This window comes from Allosphingosinicella sp. (genome assembly GCF_035626655.1).
In the GTDB taxonomy this organism is placed as follows: Bacteria; Pseudomonadota; Alphaproteobacteria; order Sphingomonadales; family Sphingomonadaceae; genus Allosphingosinicella.
In genome coordinates this window covers 59,974-74,678 of record NZ_DASPNF010000014.1, presented here as the reverse complement: position 1 = coordinate 74,678, position 14,705 = coordinate 59,974, and the positions used below count along the sequence as shown (strand labels likewise).

The following is a 14,705-nucleotide window of genomic DNA, read 5'->3' as shown; positions in this document are numbered from 1 at the left end:
TGCGACGAAAGCGACGGATGACCGCGGGCGAATCTGTGCTAAGCGCCGCCGGCCATGACGACCTACGCATCCGATCTCCTGCGCCTGCTCGCCGAGCGCGGCTATATCCACCAGATCACCGATCCGGAGGGGCTGGACGCGCTCGCCGCCAGGCAGGTCGTGCCCGGCTATATCGGTTTCGACGCGACCGCGCGGTCGCTCCATGTCGGCAGCCTCGTGCAGATCATGCTGCTCCGGCGGCTGCAGCAGGCCGGGCACAAGCCGATCGTGCTGATGGGCGGCGGCACCTCCAAGATCGGCGACCCGAGCTTCAAGGACGAGGCCCGCAAATTGCTGACCGCGGAGACGATCGACGCGAACATCGCCTCGATCCGCCGGGTGTTTGAGGCCTTCCTGACTTTCGGGGACGGGCCGAGCGACGCGGTGATGGTCAACAATGCGGACTGGCTGGACGCGCTCGAATATATCCCCTTCCTGCGCCAGATCGGCCAGCATTTCTCGGTCAACCGGATGCTGAGCTTCGACTCGGTGAAGCTGCGCCTCGACCGCGAGCAGTCGCTGAGCTTCCTCGAGTTCAACTACATGATCCTTCAGGCCTATGACTTCCGCGAGCTGGCCCTGCGCGCGGGCTGCCGGCTGCAGCTCGGCGGGTCCGATCAGTGGGGGAATATCGTCAACGGCATCGAGCTGACCCGGCGGATGGACTCGGTCGAGGTCTATGGCGTGACCACGCCGCTCATCACCACCGCGGACGGCGGCAAGATGGGGAAGACCGAGAAAGGCGCGGTCTGGCTGAATGCGGACCAGCTCAGCCCCTACGATTATTGGCAATTCTGGCGGAACACGCAGGATGCGGACGTGGGCAAGTTCCTGCGCCTGTTCACCGACCTGCCGCTCGATGAGATCGCGCGGCTGGAAGCGCTGGAGGGCGCCGGGATCAACGACGCCAAGAAGGCGCTGGCCGACGCGGCGACGGCGATGCTGCATGGAGCGGAGGCGGCGGCATCGGCGGCCGAGACCGCGCGGCGGACCTTCGAGGAAGGCGCCGCCGGCGAGGATCTGCCCACGCTGAAGGTGACGGGCGAGATCGGCCTCGTCGATGCCCTGGTCGGCCTGGGCCTCGTCGCCTCGAAGAACGAGGCGCGGCGGCTGATCCAGCAGGGCGGCGCCCGCGTGAACGGCGAGGCGGTCACCGGGGACGGGCCGGTCGCCGTGTCAGGCGAGGTCCGCATCTCGGCCGGGAAGAAGAAGCACGGGCTGCTTGTTTCCTGATCGTCATTGCGAGGAGCGCAGCGCCGCGGCAACCCAGACTGGGTTGCTTCGCTTCGCTCGCAATGACGCCGAAGGCTACCGTCTGCCGCCCGCGAGCAGGCTGTCGCTGCCCTCCTGGATGTCGGCGACCAGCCAGCGGTCGTTGCGGTGGTCGAGCAACAGGGTCACGCGGTGGCTTTCGCCCAGATTGGTGAAGGAGATCACCGCCCGCGCCCCGCCATTGTCGCGGCGCTCGACCGACTGGATGGTGTAGCGGAAATTCTCGAAATCCTGGCAGCGGCAAAAGGGGTCGTAGCCGAGCCCGGTGTCGCCGTCGCTCTGCCGGGCGATCGCGACAGCGAGCTCGGGCGTGTAGAGATTGCCGGTCCGGGGCGTCTCCCCGCGCAGATAGGGCTGGTAAATCTCCCCGATCAGGACGCGGGCGCCTTCCAGGTCCGGCGCAGGCGCGGCGGCGGCCGGAGGCGGCGGCGCGGAAGCTGCCGTGTTGGTGGCGAGCTGCGCCGAGGCGGTTCCCGCGCCATTGTTGCTGGCGGCCTCATTATTGTTGCAGGCGGCCATGGGCAGCAGCGCCAGCCCGGCAGCGATCGTCAGTCTCATGCGCCGATCCCCCTCGTCGCGGGGGAGCCTATGGCCTCACCCGCCGCGCAGCAAGCCCACGGCAGCGTCGCGCTCCATCAGATAGAGGAGGATGCGGGCCGCTTTGCCCCGCTCGCTGTCGAGGCCGCCGTCGCGGTCGACGAGCAGGCGGGCATCGTCCATCGCCATGGGCGCGAGGTCGCGGATCTGCTCTGGCGTGGCGAGGCGGAAGACGGCCTCGCCCGACTGGCGCGTGCCGAGAATCTCGCCGGCGCCGCGCAGGCGCAGATCCTCCTCGGCGATGCGAAAGCCATCATTGGTCTCGCGCATCAGGGCGAGGCGAGCCCGCGCGGTTTCGCTGAGGACATTGCCGCGCAGCAGCAGGCAGATGCTGTGCTGGTCGCCGCGCCCCACCCGCCCCCGCAGCTGGTGGAGCTGGGCGAGGCCGAAGCGGTCGGCATGCTCGACGATCATCAGGGTCGCATTGGGCACGTCGACGCCGACCTCGATCACCGTGGTCGCGACCAGCACGCCGATCCGGCCCGCCGCGAAGGCGTCCATCACCGCGTCCTTTTCCGGCCCCTTCATCCGGCCGTGGACGACGCCGACCTTGTCGCCAAAGCGCAGCTGCAGGAGGCGGGCGCGCTCCTCGGCGGCGGCAAGGTCCAGGGCCTCGCTCTCCTCGACGAGCGGGCAGACCCAATAGGCCTGCTTGCCCTGCGCGAGATGACGGCCGAGCCCGTCGACCACCTCGAGCAGGCGCTCGTCGCTGATCACTCGGGTCTCGATCGGCTGGCGGCCGGGCGGCATCTCGTCGAGCCGGCTGACGTCCATCTCGCCATAATGGGTGAGCGTCAGCGTCCGCGGGATCGGGGTGGCGGTCATGACCAGCAAATGCGGCGGGCGCTCGGCCTTCTGGCTCAGCATCATGCGCTGGGCAACGCCGAAGCGGTGCTGCTCGTCCACCACGGCGAGGCCGAGATTCCGGTACGCGACATGCTGCTGGAAGATGGCGTGGGTACCGACGAGGATGTGGATCGAGCCGTCGGCGAGGCCCATCAGGCAGGCCTCGCGCGCTTTCCCCTTCTCGCGGCCGGTCAGGATGGCGACGTTGACGGGCAGGCCGGCGAGCATGCGCGAGAGCGTGTCATAATGCTGCCGGGCGAGAATCTCGGTCGGCGCGAGCAGGGCCGCCTGGGCGCCGGCCTCGACCGCCGAGAGCATCGCCAGCAAGGCGACGAGCGTCTTGCCAGAGCCGACATCGCCCTGCAGCAGGCGGAGCATCGGCACCTCCTGCTGCAGGTCGCCCTCGATCTCGCGCACCGCCCGCTGCTGCGCGCCGGTGGGCATGTAGGGCAGCTGAAGGCGGTCGCGGAGGCTGCCGTCGCCGCGAAGCGGGACGCCCTTGCGGCGGCGCGAGGAGGCGCGGACGAGCATCAAGGCGAGCTGGTTGGCGAAGACCTCGTCATAAGCGAGCCGCTCGCGCGCCGGCGCCGCGGCGGGATCGCGATGGGCGATGGCGAGCGCCTCGCCCCAGTCAGGCCAGCCCTGCTGCGCCTTCAGGCTGGGCTCGATCCACTCGCCCAGGTCCGGCCGCCGGCCGAGCGCCTGCGCGGCGAGATCAGAGAGGCGATGGTTGGTGAGCCCTTCGGAGAGCGGGTAGACGGGCTCGCGCTCGGGGATCGTGCCGGCCTCCGCGGCGGGCAGCACATAGTCCGGATGGACCATCTGCAGCTCCTGGCCGTAGCGGTCGAGCCGGCCGGAGACGATCTTCGTCTCGCCGAGCGGCAGCTGCTTCTTCGCCCAGCCGGGATTGTTGAAATAGGTGAGCGTCACATAGTCGCCGCCCTCATCCTCGGCGAAGATGCGCAAGGGACCACGCCCGCTCTGGCGGAAGTCGCGCGGGGTCAGCGCGACGGTGATCACCCGGCCGACATCGGCCACGTCGAGCCGGCCGACGCGCTTCCGGTCGATCCAGTTGACCGGCAGGTGGAAGAGGATGTCGACGACCCGGTCCAGCTTCAGCCGGTGCAGCGGCTTCGCCAGGGTCGGGCCGATGCCCTTAAGCACCTCCACCTCCGCGAACAGGGGGTTGAGGATGTCCGGGCGCATCAGGCCAGGTCTTCGGGCCGGAAGGGAAAGGGCTTCGCCCTGACCCACTGCGAGAGCACCCATTTGCGGCCGCGCGTCGGCGGCAGGCCGCAATGCCGGGTGTTGAAGTCCGGGCTTCCGTCCGGGAGCACGTTGACGAAGACGATCGCGTCCCCGACCCCGCCCCGGAAGGTCACGCCGGCATCGGGGAAATGCGTCTCCGCGCCCTCGAAATCCGTGTTCAGATAGGTGACGATCGTTGCCGTGCGCTGGCCCATCGACTGCAGCTCGGCCTGAAATTCCGGGACGCGCGGATCGATATAATCGACGTGCAGGCCGAATTCCTGCCCCGGCTCGTAGCTGATGATGTTCGGCGGCTCATGATAGTCGACGGGCAGGCTGACGAGGCGCGCCGCGCGTTCCTGGATGATCGCCACGACGAGATCGCGCTGCCGGGGGCCGAAGGCAAAATCGCGGGCCGAGCGCACCACGGTAACGTCGCCGGCCTGGTTCACCGAGGCCGGCACCAGCCGGTCGCGGGCCCGATCGATCAGCCATTCGGCGAAGCCCGGCGGGGCGAAGCCGCGGCAGGCGGCGATGGCCGCGACATCCGTCAGCCGCTCGATGCGCGGGGGTGTCAGCAATTCTTCGATCGGCGCCTGGGTTACCAGCTCAAGCTGCCGCCCGGCCCCTTCCTCGCCGGCCTTGGCGGCGTCCGCCAGCAGAGCAAGGGCGTCCGCCCAGCTCTGCGGTCGATGCCACCCGTACGCCGCCCGAACGGCCTGTTTCGCCAGCCCCTCCATCCCGCATCTCTAGCGCGGGCTCCCCTTCCCGTCATGCCGGACTTGATCCGGGTTCACCTTCTTGTGCCGGCCAGGATGAAAAGGTGGCCCCCGGATCAAGTCCGGGGTGACGAAGTGGGAGAACGGCACTACATGCCTCACCCGAACTGATCAGCCGACTGGCCCTCAAAAGCCTGCCGGCCAATTGCCTATGGAGCTCCATGGACCGCGACGCCCGCCTGAAGCGCCTGAGATTCCGTGCCTGGCACCGGGGGGTGCGGGAGGCGGACATGCTGGTGGGCGGCTATTTTGACCGCTGGCATGGCGCCTGGTCCGACGCGGAGATCGACTGGTTCGAAGATTTCCTCGAGGAGCAGGATGTTGACATCCTCGCCTGGGCGATTGGAACCGTGGCGGTGCCCGCGCGCTGGCAGGGGGAGATGATGACCCGCCTCCAGCGCCTCGATTACATCACCAATCCCCGGCACTTATGAGCGACGATCTGCAGAAGATCCTGACGGCCAGGGCGCCGATCACGCTGGCCGGCGTGCCGGGCGGATTCATGCCATGGCTGGCGGCCGACCTGGCGCGGGCAGCGAAAGGGAGGGCGGTGTTCGTCGCGCCGGACGAGGCGGCGATGCGGGCGCTGGCCGACACGGCCGCCTATTTCGCGCCGGAGCTGGAGGTGCTGACCTTCCCGGCCTGGGACTGCCTGCCCTACGACCGGAGCTCGCCTTCGCTGCGCAGCACCTCGGAGCGGCTGGCGACGCTGCACGCGCTGCAGCGCCAGACCACGAAGCCGCAATTGCTCGTCACCACCGTCAATGCGGCGACGCAGCGGACGCTGACGCCCTTCCGGATACGCCAGCTCGTCGCGCGGCTCGCGCCGGGGGAGCGGATCGACCTCGACCGGCTGGCGGCCCTGCTGCAGGCGAACGGCTATGGCCGCACCGAGACGGTGCGCGATCCGGGCGAGTTCGCGGTGCGCGGCGGGCTGGTCGATCTCTTCCCCGCCGGGGAGGAGCAGGCGCTTCGGCTCGATTTCTTCGGCGACGAGATCGAGAGCGTGCGGCGCTTCGACCCCGGCACGCAGCGCACCGTCGACCGGATCGAGGGCTTCACCCTGCTCCCCGCCTCCGAGACCCTGCTCGACGAGGCGAGCGTCAAGCGTTTCCGCGCCGCCTATCGCGAGCTGTTCGGCGCCACCGCCACGGGCGACCCGCTCTACCAGGCGGTGTCGGACGGGCGGCGGATCGCGGGAATCGATCACTGGCTGCCTTTGTTCGAGGAAAAGCTCTCGACCCTGTTCGATCATCTGGCCGACGAGGACGTCATCGTCCGCGACGCGCATGACGGCGGCGCGGTCGAGGCGCGGTTCGAGGCGATCGCCGATTATTACGAGAATCGGCAGCGCGCGCAGACCAGTGACCCCGGCTCCTACCGGCCGCTGGCGCCGGAGACGCTCTATCTCGCGCGCGAGGAATGGGATGCGCTCGTCGCCCAGCGGCCGCTTCACCAGCTCACCCCGTTCCACGAGCCGGCGAGCGCGACCGTCATCGACCTCGGCATGGATGCCGCGCGCGACTTCGCGCCGGAGCGCGCGCAGGGGACGAACGTCTACGAGGCGGTGGTCGCGCATGTTGCCGCGCTCAGGCGGGAGAAGAAGAAGGTCATCCTCGCCTCCTATTCGGGAGGCTCGCGCGAGCGGCTGAAGGGGCTGCTGCACGATCATGGCCTGACCAAGGTCGTCGAGGCGGAGAGCTGGCAGGAAGCGCTGGGGGCGCAGGGCGTGGCGCTCGCGGTGATCCAGCTCGACCACGGCTTCAGCGGCCGCGACGTGGCGGTGCTGACCGAACAGGACATGCTCGGCGACCGGCTGGTCCGCCGCCGGAAAAAGCGGAAGGGCGCCGACGCCTTCCTCTCCGAGCTCGCCACGCTCTCGCCGGGCGACCTCGTCGTCCACGCCGATCACGGCATCGGCCGCTATGAAGGCCTGACCCAGATCCCGGTGCAGAAGGCACCGCACGATTGCGTCGCGATCGAATATGCGGGCGGCGACAAGCTCTACGTCCCGGTCGAGAATATCGACATCCTCTCCCGCTACGGGGCCGAGAGCGAGGGCGTGGCGCTGGATCGGCTGGGCGGCGAGGCCTGGCAACGGCGCAAGAGCCGGATGAAGGAGCGGATCCGGGAAATCGCGGGCGACCTCATCCGGATCGCTGCCGAGCGGGCGCTGCGTCCCGGCGCGATCGCGGAGCCCGATACCGGCTATGCCGCCTTTGCCGACCGCTTCCCCTATGAGGAGACGGATGACCAGGACCGGGCGATCGACGATGTTGTCGGCGATCTCGGCGCCGGCCGGCCGATGGACCGTTTGGTCTGCGGCGACGTCGGCTTCGGCAAGACGGAGGTGGCGCTCAGGGCAGCCTTCGTCGCGGCGATGGCAGGGCTGCAGGTGGCTTTGGTCGCGCCGACCACCCTGCTCGCCCGCCAGCATTTCCAGAATTTCAGGGAGCGCTTCCAGGGCTTCCCGATCGAGCTCGGGCGGCTCTCGCGCCTCGTCCCCGCGGCCGAGGCCAGGGCCACCAGGGAAGGGTTGAAGGCCGGCAGGATCGACATCGTGATCGGCACCCATGCGGTGCTGTCGAAGACCGTGGAGTTCAGGAAGCTCGGCCTCGTCATCGTCGACGAGGAGCAGCGCTTCGGCGTCGCGCACAAGGAGCGGCTGAAGACCCTGCGCACCGACGTCCATGTGCTGACGCTGACCGCGACGCCGATCCCGCGGACGCTGCAGATGGCGATGTCGGGGCTGCGCGAGCTGTCGGTGATCCAGACGCCGCCGGTCGACCGCCTGGCAGTGCGCACCTATGTCATGCCCTGGGACCCGGTCGTGGTCCGCGAAGCGCTGCTGCGCGAACATTATCGCGGCGGGCAGAGCTTCTTCGTGGTGCCGCGCATCGCCGATCTGCCGGACATCGAGGAGTTCCTGCGCAACGAAGTGCCCGAGGTCCGCTATGTCGTCGCGCACGGGCAGATGGCGCCGACCGAGGTTGAGGAGCGCATGTCCGCCTTCTACGACCGGAAATATGAGGTTTTGGTGTCGACCACGATCGTGGAGAGCGGGCTCGACATTCCCTCGGCGAACACGCTGATCGTCCACCGCGCCGACCGCTTCGGCCTCGCCCAGCTGTATCAGCTGCGCGGGCGCGTCGGGCGGGCGAAGATCCGCGCCTATGCCTATTTCACCACGCCCGCCAACCGGCTGCTGACCGAGACCGCGGACAAGCGCCTCAAGGTGCTGGCGGGCCTCGACAGCTTGGGCGCCGGGTTCCAGCTCGCCACCCACGATCTGGACATCAGAGGCGCGGGCAATTTGCTCGGCGACGAGCAATCGGGGCATATCAAGGAGGTCGGCTTCGAGCTCTATCAGTCGATGCTCGAGGAGGCGATCCTCGAGGCCAAGGCGGGCGGGCTGGAGCCGCGCGCCGAGCAATTCTCGCCGCAGATCACGGTCGACGCGCCGATCCTCATCCCCGACGATTATGTCCCCGATCTCGACCTGCGCATGGGCCTCTACCGGCGCATGAACGAGTTCGAGACGCCGGAGGAGATCGATCCGTTCGCCGCTGAGCTGATCGACCGCTTCGGCAAGCTGCCGGCGGAGACCGCGAATCTGCTCAAGGTCATCGAGATCAAGATGAACGCGAGAAAGGCGATGGTCGCGAAGCTGGACGTCGGCCCGAAGGGCGCGCTCGTCACCTTCTACAACGACCAGTTCCCGGATCTGCCGGGGCTGCTCGCTTATGTGGAGCGACTGAAGGGCACGGCGAAATTGCGACCGGACTCGAAGCTCGTGATCACGCGGTCCTGGCCGGACGCAGAGGGGCGGCTGAACGGAGCGCTGCAGCTATCGAAGGGGCTGGCGCGGATCCTGTCCTAGCGCGCGCTCGCCTTTCACGGGCTGGCCGGCATTGCATCGGAGCCGCTGTCCGCGAGCGCGACGACGGCGGCGATCAGGAAGAAGAGCAACACCAGCCCGCCGATGATGACATAGCCGCCGCCGTGATGGTCCAGCTGGCCGCGATCAGCGATCGACAAGGGGGCGGCGGTTGGCGCGGGCATCGTCTGTGCTGCCGCAACCGGGCTCGCCGCGAGCGAGATCGAAGCCAGAGCCCCAATGAACAGACGGGAAGCCATGAATTCCTCCATCAAAGCAACGGGCACAGGATGGCGCGGCCGCTTTCGGCCCGTCAACCGGCTTTCCCGGACGGCCGGACTGACCGATCGTTAACCGCTTCCGACGGGAGAGGCCGCCTGCCGGGACGAACCGTTCACCGGCCGGGACGCGCCGACCCCGACCCGGGCTATTTGCTTCACTGAATCCCGCTAGGGTGGCGACATCCGATCCGGGGGGATTCATGTCGATTTCTGCCTTCCTTTCGCGCTTCCTCGTTCGCGCGCTGCTCGCTCTGGGCCTCGCCACTGCCGCCGCCTCGCCGGCCGCCGCGGCGCTGCAGTGCGTGCCTTATGCGCGGGCCCAGTCGGGGATCGAGATCCGCGGCAATGCCGGGACCTGGTGGGCGCAGGCGGAGGGCCGCTACAATCGCGGCGCCGAGCCGCGGGTCGGCGCGGTGCTGGTCATGCGCCCCTCGCGGGCCATGCCGATCGGCCATGTCGCGGTGGTCGCCGAGATCGTCGACGAGCGGACCATCTATCTGAACCACGCCAATTGGTCCGGCCCCGGCCGCATCGAGCGCCGGGCGCTGGCGGTGGACGTCTCGGAGAATGGCGACTGGAGCAGCGTCCGGGTCTGGTACGCGCCGCAGGGCTCGCTCGGCCTGCGCACCAACGCGACTTTCGGCTTCATCTATAACGAGGCGCCGGGAGCGCCGACCGCCGTCACGCCGCGGCTGACGATCGCCTCGGTGGTCCTGGCCGACCTGCCGGTGCGCGGCACCAACTAGAAGACGAAATCGCCGGCGAGGATCGCCGGCGCCGAAGCGACGATGATCAGGTCGGCAAAGCCGTTGCCGTCCGTATCCCCTTCGATCCTGACCTGGCCGCCGACCGCGACCGCGCGGAGCTGGCCGGCGACGTTCGTGAAGGCGGCGGCGCCGATCCAGCTGAACGCGTCGTTCGCCTCCGTCCCGCGCACGGCGTCGATCGCCGAGAGGTCGATCCGGTCCTGACCCGAGACGAAATCGGCGATCGTGTCGGGCAGCATCTTCTTGCCGTCGGAGCGCAGCCAGCCCGCCTGGGCGTCGCGCTCGGTGAAGGTGAAGACGTCGCCGCCGCCCCCGCCGGTCAACCGGTTCTGCAGCTCGTTGGCGATGATGGTGTCGCCGGCCGCGCTGCCGACCGCATTCTCGATCTCGGCGCCGAACGCGATGGAGATGTTGGCGGTCAGCTCGCCGGCGTCGCTGAACGCGCCCTGGTGCAGGTCGATCCGCGCCGGGTTGATAAAGCCCGAGAGGTCCAGCGTATCGCGGCCGCCCGCATCCCAGATGGTGAACACGGCATTGGGATGGAGCGCGAGATCGAACACCTCGCGGCCCGCGGTGGAATTGAAGCCGTAGACCGTATTGCCGGTCCGCGTCGTCATGTTCGCGCCGTAGAGATATTGGAGCGCAGCGACGTCGTAGAGCAAGGGCGTCGAGGCGAACCAGGGGACGCCGTTGCCGTCGACATGGTCGGCGCCGGTGACGCTCGCGAGCCAGTAGGACATGACGGTGAACTGGTTGCTGTCCTGCTGGAACAAGGCCTGCGTCTCATAATCGGCGCTGTCGCCATTATAATTGCCGGCATGGTCGAGCCCGAGCGTGTGCAGCAGCTCGTGCATCAGCTTGCGCGGGTTGGATTCACCGATGCTCCAGCCGCCCTGCTGGTTGGCGCGCCAGAGATTCACGGCCGAATTGACGCCGTAAATCTCGCCATTGGGCTCGGTTTCCGACTGCACCGAATAGTCCTTGGCGACGCCCCAATAGGGCACGTTGCTGCCGTTGACGTTGTAGAAGCCGATCCGCTTGTTGCCCGGGCCTCCCGCCAGGCCGTTGTCCGGCACCTCGACGAAGCTCAGATTGGCGACGTCGGAGATGAGCTGCATGTGCCGCGCGAGCGCCGCCCGCTGGAGAATGCTGAACTGGCTGAAATTCGGGCTCGAGCCCAGATAGGCATAAGGCTGGGTGAGGAAGGTGTAGGCGATCGGGCCCTGATTGTCCCAGCGCGCCTCCCAGTTGGTGAGCTGCGCGACGATCTGTTCCGACGTCCAGACAGGCTTCATCACACTCCTCCCGCGAGTGCCAGCAGCCCCGCGCAGCATCGCCCCCGCGAGGGCGAAATGTCAATGGCTTAGGGCGATCGGCAACGGGACTGGCGCCGCCTCCGGATCGGCGAGCGCCGGCTGAACCCGTCCGTCCACATCGGCCAGCGTCACGCCGAGGCGGGCGGCGATGCTCGGCCCCAGATCCTCGACCGCGACCGGGGGCAGCACCTCCCCCGCCCCGAAGCCCGCGCCGCGCGCAAGCAGCAGGCCGCCCGGCAGATGATCCCCGGTCCGCCACATCGTGTAGGGGATGTGGAAGCGGCCGGTCCTGGGCGAGGACAGGGTCTCGACCGGCGCGCTCCGGTCCCATTCGACGAACAGGTCCGGCAGCGTGTCCCCGGGCGTGCGCGCATAAAAGGAGTCGGCGCGCGTCACCTTCAGCACCGCCGGCCGGCCGGTCGCCTCGTTGACCAGCGCCAGCAGATCCTCCTCCAGGCCGGCGCAGACCCGTTCCACCTCGTCGGGGCGGATCACGCCGTCGGGCTCACGGCCGACCAGGTTCAGCCTGATCCCGCCGATCACCGAATTGTTCGGCGCCTTGAAGAAGGCCTGGGCGGCGCGGACCCGCGCGGAATCGCGCTGGGCGGGGCGCGCGGCCAGCCGGCGCAGCGGGCCGGGAAGCCGGGCCCGCTCGACCAGCCGGCGGACCCTGCGCACCGCGGCGGTACTGAACCGCGCCCGCCGCGGCGCCGCGCCGGGGCGCGCCGCGTCGAGCCGGCGCAGCAGCTCCTCGAGCAGATGATCGCCGTCATGATGGGCCGTCATGCCGTGGCTGCAATGGACGAGCAGCAAGGTCTCCGGCCCCAGCTCCTCCAGCAGCGCGCCGAGCGCCGCGTCGATCGCGCGATAGACGTCGAGCAGCGGATCGCCGCCGAGCCGGGCCCGCGCCGCCATGTCGAAGCGCGGATGCGCGGGATCGTGCAGGTGCCAGAGCTGATGCCCGATCGCATGCGCCTCCCCGAACACGGCGAGGAAGAAGTCCCACGGCTCCGCCGCCAGCAATTCACGCACCAGCCGGCCCTTGCGCACGGCGCCGGCAGTCGTCGCCGCGACCAGCGCCTTTTCCTCCGCCGCCGTGCGGTGCAGGCCGCGGCGGAAGACATGGTCGTCGGGCGCGAAATGCCGCTCGCCAATGGGGTGGATGCCGAGCACCGGGTGCAGGCCATGGGCGGCCGCGACCTGGCCCGCCAGCGCGGGAGGCTGGCTGTGCAGCCCGTAATGGCGGTCGTGGCAGCCCCATTCGCAGAGCTCGACGCCGTGGAGCGACGCGGGCGCGCGGCTGTGCGGCACGTCGACCGCCGCGACCCGCCGGCCGGCATCGCCGATCCGCTTCCAGAAGCTGTCGAAGCGCTCCGGCATGGGCGGACAGTCGCGAAAGCCGTAGCCGCCGGGCGCGATTTCCTGCCAGCAGTGGAAGCCGTGCCGGTCGGGCCGAAGCGCCGAGGCGAAGTTGACCCAGAGCGCGCCGACGAACAGGCCGTAGGGATTGGCTACCTCGCAGCTGGCCGCCTCCCGGAACAGCCGGCCAAGCACGGGCAGGTCGCCCGATGCCGCCCAGCGCCGGGTCAAAGTCGGATCGAAGGCGTCGAGGCCGATCATCACGACGCGCTCGCGCGGTCCGCCGGCGCCGTCGAAGGATGACCCTGTCACGCTAGGTTCGATCATCGACGAGGGAAGCGAGCCTCCGGCCGTCTATGGGCGGCGAGCAGAGGAAGCCTTGGTAGAGGGTGCAGCCTTCCTGGGCAAGGAGACCCAGCTGCTCCTCCGTCTCCACGCCCTCCGCGATCACGTCGAGGCCCAGCGAGCGGGCCATGTCGATCACGCTGCGCACGACGATCCGGTCGCGGGTGGAGCCGGCAATGTCCTGGCTGATGCGCTTGTCGAGCTTGAGATAATCGAGCGGCAGCGCCTTCAGATAGGCGAGGTTGGAATAGCCGGTGCCGAAATCGTCGATGGCGACGCGCAGCCCGCCCTGGCGCAGCGCCGCAAGCAGGTCGGCGGCGGCGGCGAGGTCGTCGATCAGCCCGCCCTCGGTGACCTCCACGGTGAGCCGGGCGGGATCGAAGCCGCTGTCCCTGACCAGGGCGAGGAAGGAGGCCGCGAAGCCCGGGCGGAGCATGTCCGCTGCGGTGATGTTGACCGAGAGCCGCAGGTGCCCGAGCGCCGCGGGCCAGGCGGCCGCCTCCTCGATCGCCTTGCGCTGCACATGGTCGGAAAGCTGGACGAGATAGTCCGAGCCCTCGGCGACGCTGAACAGGGTCAAGGCGCCGAGCTCGCCATATTGGGGATGGTTCCAGCGGGCGAGCGCCTCGACGCCGGTGACCGCGCCGGTCGTGACCGAGACCTGCGGCTGGTAGCGAATCTCGATCTCGTCCTGGTCGAGCGCGCGGCGGAGGTCGATCTCCAGACGGTCACCGCGCGCGGTGGCGGTCTCCGCGCCTTCCTCGAGCACGCGGACCGGCGCACTGTCGACCTCGCGCGCCTCGGCCAGAGCGGCGCTGGCGCGGCGGAGCAGGGCGGCGGCATCGTCCCCGCTCTGGGCGGCGGCGACGCCGGCCTTGGCGCCGAGCGTGATGACATGGTCGCCTGAGGCGAAGGGCCGTCCGATCGCCTCGACCAGCTCGCCGGCGAGGAAGCTGCCCTCGTCCAGGGTCGCGGGCGGGGCGAGCAGCAAGGCGAATTCGGCCCCGGCCATGCGCGCGACGAGCCGGCGGCGCCCGTCCGCCTCGACATGGCGCTCGATCCGCCGCGCCGCCGCCTGCAGGACGGCGTCGCCCGTCGCCCGGCCGAAGGCGGCGTTGATCGCGTCGTAGCGATTGACCGAGAGCAGGACGACGACCGGGCCTTCCCCCTGCTTCAGCTGCTCGCCGAGCCAGAGGCGGGCGGCACGGCCGTCGCGCAGGCCGGTCAGCGGATCGCGGCCGGCCGGCAGCCGCTCGGGCGTGTCGAGCGTCTCGGCCCGGCCGAATATCTCGCCGGCGCCGCCCACCTGCATATGATGGGCGATCCGCCCCTCCCCCGCCTCGCCGCGATGGGCGAAGGCGGTGGCCTGGCCGGTGCCGAGCAGCCGGTCGACGGCGTTGCGCGCGGCGCGGCGGCCGTCGGGATCGAGCTTGCGGAACAATTCCATCAGGCTGATCCGCCGCCCGTCATCCTCGCCGAGCCCGGCCTGGCGGGCGAGCGCGGGGCTGAGCTCCACGCTGCGCGAGCCGGGCAGCCAGCGCCAGGAGGCGCCCTCCCCCTCGTCGCGGCGCCGTGCATCGCCGCCGGCCCGCTCGGCATGGCGCCGCGCGAAGAGCAAGGCGTGGAGCAGCTGCGGCTCGGTGAACGGGCTCACGAGAAAGTGCGTCGCGCCATGCTGGTGGAAGGCGTCGAGCGCGCCGGCGTCCTTGCGCGAAACCAATACGAGCAGGGCCGCCGCATTGGCCTCGACCGCGTCGGCGATCGCGCGCACCGCCGCCAGCCCCTCGTCGAGCGCGCCACGCGCGTCGACCAGGGCGACCGACGCCCCGGACGCGACGAACCGCGCCTCGACATTGTCCGCCCGCCGCGCCGCGATCGGCTGCCAGCCCGCCCCCTCGACAAGCCGGGTCAGCTCGTCGCGGTGGCGGAAGGAGAGAATGAAGAGCGCTGCCCCCATGAACCGAGGTCTAGCCCGCCCG

At 69.7% G+C, this 14,705-nt stretch carries 11 protein-coding genes; 4 read left to right on the top strand and 7 right to left on the bottom strand.

The genetic code is table 11. The features are described 5' to 3' along the window. The first annotated feature begins 54 nt into the window (after window positions 1-54). Window positions 55-1,272, top strand: a complete 1,218-nt coding sequence (gene tyrS, locus VEC11_RS13500; protein WP_464132233.1) for a tyrosine--tRNA ligase — start codon at window positions 55-57, stop codon at window positions 1,270-1,272. 75 nt (window positions 1,273-1,347) lie between these two features. Here the strand turns inward: tyrS and VEC11_RS13495 are convergent, their stop codons facing one another. The 3 genes from VEC11_RS13495 to VEC11_RS13485 are packed head-to-tail and all read right to left on the bottom strand — an operon-like array spanning window position 1,348 to window position 4,742. Further along, window positions 1,348-1,869, bottom strand: coding sequence for a DUF3828 domain-containing protein (locus tag VEC11_RS13495; protein ID WP_464132231.1), 522 nt, complete (start codon window positions 1,867-1,869; stop codon window positions 1,348-1,350). 36 nt (window positions 1,870-1,905) lie between these two features. After that, window positions 1,906-3,960 (bottom strand): ATP-dependent DNA helicase RecG, encoded by a 2,055-nt coding sequence (recG, locus tag VEC11_RS13490; protein ID WP_464132227.1) that lies wholly within the window; start codon window positions 3,958-3,960, stop codon window positions 1,906-1,908. Continuing rightward, window positions 3,960-4,742: a prolyl hydroxylase family protein gene (locus VEC11_RS13485; protein WP_464132225.1), complete on the bottom strand. Its 783-nt coding sequence runs from the start codon at window positions 4,740-4,742 to the stop codon at window positions 3,960-3,962. The genes recG and VEC11_RS13485 overlap by 1 nt, the downstream gene beginning before the upstream one ends. Window positions 4,743-4,942: 200 nt before the next feature. Here VEC11_RS13485 and VEC11_RS13480 point away from each other — a divergent pair, with 200 nt between their 5' ends. Continuing rightward, window positions 4,943-5,215, top strand: a complete 273-nt coding sequence (locus VEC11_RS13480) for an FAD assembly factor SdhE (protein ID WP_464132223.1) — start codon at window positions 4,943-4,945, stop codon at window positions 5,213-5,215. Beyond that, window positions 5,212-8,661: a transcription-repair coupling factor gene (gene mfd, locus VEC11_RS13475; protein ID WP_464132220.1), complete on the top strand. Its 3,450-nt coding sequence runs from the start codon at window positions 5,212-5,214 to the stop codon at window positions 8,659-8,661. Before VEC11_RS13480 ends, mfd begins: the two co-directional genes overlap by 4 nt. Window positions 8,662-8,675: 14 nt before the next feature. On the opposite strand, the gene VEC11_RS13470 is transcribed toward mfd, so the two are convergent. Further along, complete coding sequence (locus VEC11_RS13470) at window positions 8,676-8,918, bottom strand: hypothetical protein (RefSeq protein WP_464132218.1); 243 nt, start codon at window positions 8,916-8,918, stop codon at window positions 8,676-8,678. 221 nt (window positions 8,919-9,139) lie between these two features. Here VEC11_RS13470 and VEC11_RS13465 point away from each other — a divergent pair, with 221 nt between their 5' ends. Continuing rightward, window positions 9,140-9,685, top strand: coding sequence for a CHAP domain-containing protein (locus tag VEC11_RS13465; RefSeq protein ID WP_464132216.1), 546 nt, complete (start codon window positions 9,140-9,142; stop codon window positions 9,683-9,685). Here VEC11_RS13465 and VEC11_RS13460 read toward each other — a convergent pair. Genes VEC11_RS13460 through VEC11_RS13450 form a run of 3 tightly spaced genes read right to left on the bottom strand, consistent with a single transcriptional unit; the run spans window position 9,682 to window position 14,683 of the window. Beyond that, entirely contained in the window at window positions 9,682-11,001 is a 1,320-nt protein-coding gene (locus VEC11_RS13460; protein WP_464132214.1) for a M10 family metallopeptidase, read from the bottom strand. The two genes, VEC11_RS13465 and VEC11_RS13460, sit on opposite strands and share 4 nt — an antisense overlap. A 60-nt stretch (window positions 11,002-11,061) precedes the next feature. After that, a complete protein-coding gene (locus VEC11_RS13455; RefSeq protein ID WP_464132212.1) occupies window positions 11,062-12,693 on the bottom strand; it encodes an alkaline phosphatase family protein in 1,632 nt (543 codons plus the stop codon). A gap of 1 nt (window position 12,694) precedes the next feature. Next, window positions 12,695-14,683 carry a putative bifunctional diguanylate cyclase/phosphodiesterase gene (locus tag VEC11_RS13450; protein ID WP_464132208.1) on the bottom strand — a complete coding sequence of 663 codons (1,989 nt, stop codon included), beginning with the start codon at window positions 14,681-14,683 and terminating at the stop codon, window positions 12,695-12,697. Between the last annotated feature and the right edge of the window lie 22 nt (window positions 14,684-14,705).

Coding starts and splice junctions, on each gene's coding strand:
- tyrS (WP_464132233.1), top strand. CDS start 55: ATGACGACCTACGCATCCGATCTCCTGCGCCTGCTCGCCGAGCGCGGC.
- VEC11_RS13495 (WP_464132231.1), bottom strand. CDS start 1,869: ATGAGACTGACGATCGCTGCCGGGCTGGCGCTGCTGCCCATGGCCGCC.
- recG (WP_464132227.1), bottom strand. CDS start 3,960: ATGCGCCCGGACATCCTCAACCCCCTGTTCGCGGAGGTGGAGGTGCTT.
- VEC11_RS13485 (WP_464132225.1), bottom strand. CDS start 4,742: ATGGAGGGGCTGGCGAAACAGGCCGTTCGGGCGGCGTACGGGTGGCAT.
- VEC11_RS13480 (WP_464132223.1), top strand. CDS start 4,943: ATGGACCGCGACGCCCGCCTGAAGCGCCTGAGATTCCGTGCCTGGCAC.
- mfd (WP_464132220.1), top strand. CDS start 5,212: ATGAGCGACGATCTGCAGAAGATCCTGACGGCCAGGGCGCCGATCACG.
- VEC11_RS13470 (WP_464132218.1), bottom strand. CDS start 8,918: ATGGCTTCCCGTCTGTTCATTGGGGCTCTGGCTTCGATCTCGCTCGCG.
- VEC11_RS13465 (WP_464132216.1), top strand. CDS start 9,140: ATGTCGATTTCTGCCTTCCTTTCGCGCTTCCTCGTTCGCGCGCTGCTC.
- VEC11_RS13460 (WP_464132214.1), bottom strand. CDS start 11,001: ATGAAGCCTGTCTGGACGTCGGAACAGATCGTCGCGCAGCTCACCAAC.
- VEC11_RS13450 (WP_464132208.1), bottom strand. CDS start 14,683: ATGGGGGCAGCGCTCTTCATTCTCTCCTTCCGCCACCGCGACGAGCTG.